This is a genomic window from Parcubacteria group bacterium CG10_big_fil_rev_8_21_14_0_10_36_14, assembly GCA_002772895.1.
GTDB lineage: Bacteria > Patescibacteriota > Patescibacteriia.
Window position 1 is genome coordinate 1 of the sequence record PFCS01000045.1, and the last position, 3,645, is coordinate 3,645.

General features: G+C 31.1%; 2 protein-coding genes. Both read right to left on the reverse strand.

Features of this window, described 5'->3' with window-relative positions; all coding sequences use genetic code 11:
- Positions 1 to 1,796 (reverse strand): hypothetical protein (locus tag COU51_03710; GenBank protein ID PIR66479.1); only part of this gene is annotated, 1,796 nt, incomplete at its 3' end.
- On the reverse strand, positions 1,786 to 3,438 hold the full coding sequence (locus tag COU51_03715) for a hypothetical protein (protein ID PIR66480.1): 1,653 nt from the start codon (positions 3,436 to 3,438) through the stop codon (positions 1,786 to 1,788). The genes COU51_03715 and COU51_03710, both read right to left, overlap by 11 nt.
- Positions 3,439 to 3,645: the final 207 nt, after the last annotated feature.

The window sequence follows — 3,645 nt, forward strand, 5'->3', positions numbered from 1 at the left end:
GAATCTAGGTATTCGTGATTTTGCAAAATACCTTGCGTTAATCCTGCGGAAACGCCTAAAATTTTTGTTCTCTTTTGGATAAATGATGAAGTAATTGAGTTTGGCAGCTTATAATCATTGTATTGGTCGTAAATATTTTTTCTTTTTTTGCAAACTATTTCATCAGTCCGATCATTAATAACTACATTGATACTGGTAAAATAAATATTCTGTAAGTCGTTAAATCCTTGAGTTTTCGCATAACTTAATAAAAAGTTCCTTATTGCGTTTATGTTTTTGATAGTTAACCACCTTCCCAATTCTCTTAACAGATTATAGATTATAGCTTCCTTAATTTTGTCTTGAAGCATTTTTTTCTTAAAATCGGACATTTTTCCCCACCATTGCGATACTTTGTCGCTTGATTGCCTCTCAGTTTTTTCAGTAGCTGAAAAATTTGATTCATCAGCAATTTCTAAAGAATTACCCTTTAAATTTTGAGGCGATGAGACTTTATATTTATTTAAATCAATAAAAACACTGCATTCATTTAAAATATCTGGTAATTTTACGACTTCATTTTTAAGCAGAGAATTTAGTTTTTTTATAGCTAAGCCTGATAAGAGGTTGGTTTCAAAAATTAATTTATAATCCTCTAAAAAAACTTTTAACGCTGTTTGATAATTTTTGTCTTGATTAGTTGTTTCAATTCTTGTTTTTAAATCTTGAAATATTTTCTCGTAGCCATTCGTTCTAATTTTATTTAGAAAGAAAAGATTTTTTATCGTTGGAATCATTTGGGAATAGTAGCTGAATTTGGGAACAAAATTTTGATTTTGCAAATAACTATAAGCCGGGAGCAAACCTTGAATTTCTTTTTCTTTATCAACAAAAAGCTCGTTTCCGACAACGTGCAAAAAGTTGGTATCGTTATAATTGACGCCGTACTTTTTATAAACCCTGCTTACTGGTCCATTTTGAGAGTAAATAGTCTTCAAAAGACTTAGAGTAAATTTTGTCGGTCGTGGTGCAATTTCTGAAATTTCTGTTTTTCCAAAAAAATATTCTTCTCTTTCCGATAACTGTTTTTCTAAAAAATTTATTTGCTCGTATTGTTTGCTGGTAATTGTTGTTATTGGCCTTGTTTGTAGCAAATAAAATTTGTTGTCTTTGATGCACCATTCAATGTCTTGTGGAAATTTACTTTTATTTTCAATATCTTTAAATTTTTTAATTACTTGGTTTGTTGAAAATTGCTTGGGTAATTTAATATTATTTTCATTCCAATAAAAAGAGATTTTTTCGGGTTTTATTTCTCCGCTAACTATTTTTTCTCCTTCGCAAAACCCATATTCAACTATCATTTCTCTGCTACCATTTGGATTTCTTGTAAAAGTAACGCCGGAAATATCAGGGGCAATATACTCCTGAATAATTATTGAGAATTTATCAAGTTCACCATTTAGAAAATCATTTGCTTGCTTCAATACATCACCTATTCCTCCAGCTAGTTCATTACTGGATAGGTTGAGTTTAGTGGTAAATTGTCCGGCAAATGATTTATTCTCACCGTCTTCAATTAAGGCACTTGATCTCACTGCGTACTTTTTACATTGCAAAATTTTTATTACCTCTTGGACTACTTCTTTTTTTAGATTTTCTTCTGAATATAAATTTATAGAGATATGCGAAGGTATTGCAATAAATTTTGGAACATTAAAACCCAAATCTACGAGCTTTTGTAGATTAAGCGTTTTATTGCCTAGAAATTTTTTATTTTGGTCAATCTCTTGAGATTGAATAGTGTTATTTTTCATATTCCCAAGGTTTGTTATATCTGCCTAAAAATTGGTGCCCTCTCCTCTCCAGTTCAACTCCCGTAATTTTAGCATCAAAACAATTAACGTATCCGTCGCAAACTGTAATAACCTTGCTATTCGCTAGAACTTGGCTAAATGTTTTTTCAAGATTGATAGTTGGGGTGTACATAATTGGAATATTGACGCTTCCTTCAATATGCGACTGATTGTATTTATACGGTTCTCTCGTATCAACAAGGATCACACCTTCTGTTACTTTCTTTTTAACATCATCTGTACTAAAAACGATTTGATATTTTGAATCTGTATATTTTTCTCCAAATTTGATTTCTCCAATCCATTTGCCGCCAAATTCAACCCAGCCGTTAGCGCCATTCTCCAAATAAGAAGACACAATTTTTTTGGTTCTCAAAAATTCGGCTACTTCTTTGCCTCGAATCCCAGACCAACAAATTACATAAACAGGCTTATCTTTTGGTAATTCAATCCAGCGTCCTGCTTTTAAATCCGCAAACCGAATATGTAAACTTCCAGGGAAATAGCCATTTTCGTATTCAATATTTTCTCTTGCGTCTAAAACAATATAATCACTTTGCTGGCTGCCTGTGATATTTTTAAAATCTTGATTTGTAACAAGTATGTTTGTGTTTTCATTTTTCGTAAAAAAATCATACTCTTGAGCAGTTTTATTTTCATCAACAGAAACATTTTGATTATCAATCAACCCTTGAGCCAAAATTTTAACTTCCGATTTCTCAACTCTTACTGGTATTTCACTTTGTAAAGTTAAGGTCATCAAAACGCCATATCTTGTGAATGTGCCGTCCTCGTATAAAGTTAATTCTATGGATGATTTTTTTTCATCAATTCGAACCAATTTATCTAATGTTATTTTAGATGTTTTTAGATACCAACCCTTAAAGGTCTCAAAGCTAACAGTTTTTTTAGACATCTCATAGGCTTGTTCTAAATTACCGTTAGCGATATTTCCATAATATTCACTAATAAATCTAGATGAACTATCATTTAGATTTACATTAGAGATAAATTTTTTAGTAGATGTGTCGATGTTTTTATTACTTTCAGCACCAATGTTTAATTGGTTATTTTCGTCTTCATTAACTACATTTTCTCCAAGTTTTCCTGGGCCATTCGGGTTATATCCATTTTTTACTTCATCTCCGTCCGAATATCCGTCGTTATCCGTATCTGGATTATTTGGATCAGTTCCTAAATCTGTTTCTTCAAGATCAGTTAATCCGTCATTGTCGGTATCTAAATTGGTATTTTGATTTTGGCTATATCTTTGACTTTCTTCAAGCCACTTTTGATATTCCGTTTTTTGTTTATATGTTGCGTAAAAATAAGACGAAACAAGAGATACTACTATAATTGTGAGAATAGTTAAACTTAGAACGGTTTTTTTATGTTTAACAGCATAATATCTTGTCTTAAAAAATTGAAAAAATGTTCCAAGAATGGCGGTAGCGAATATGGCGATTATTGAAAAGAATTGAACAATCTGAGTTCCAATATTAAAAATAAAATCCGGAGGAATTACTGCGTGGGCGGTTTCGGGGAAAATAAAAAAATGCCCGATAAGTAGAAATGCTGATAATTTTATGATTTTTTTGTTCATGTAGTTATTGTATTAGTTTTCCCCTTTTAAATAAATAAAAAAGAAATTTGAAAATTTTTAAAACAATTAGGGCGTTAGCCCGAAAAGAAAAGGAATATTTCAGCTAACGTTAGGCATATCCGAAGTTTTTCTGAAGCGTAGCGAAAGAAAAATTTGGGAGAGAAAATTTTGCTTTCCTTAATTTATTATAAAGTGCAAAATTTTTGA

Excerpts from the sequence above, each read along its gene's own strand:
- COU51_03715 (PIR66480.1), bottom strand. The coding sequence starts at position 3,438 with ATGAACAAAAAAATCATAAAATTATCAGCATTTCTACTTATCGGGCAT.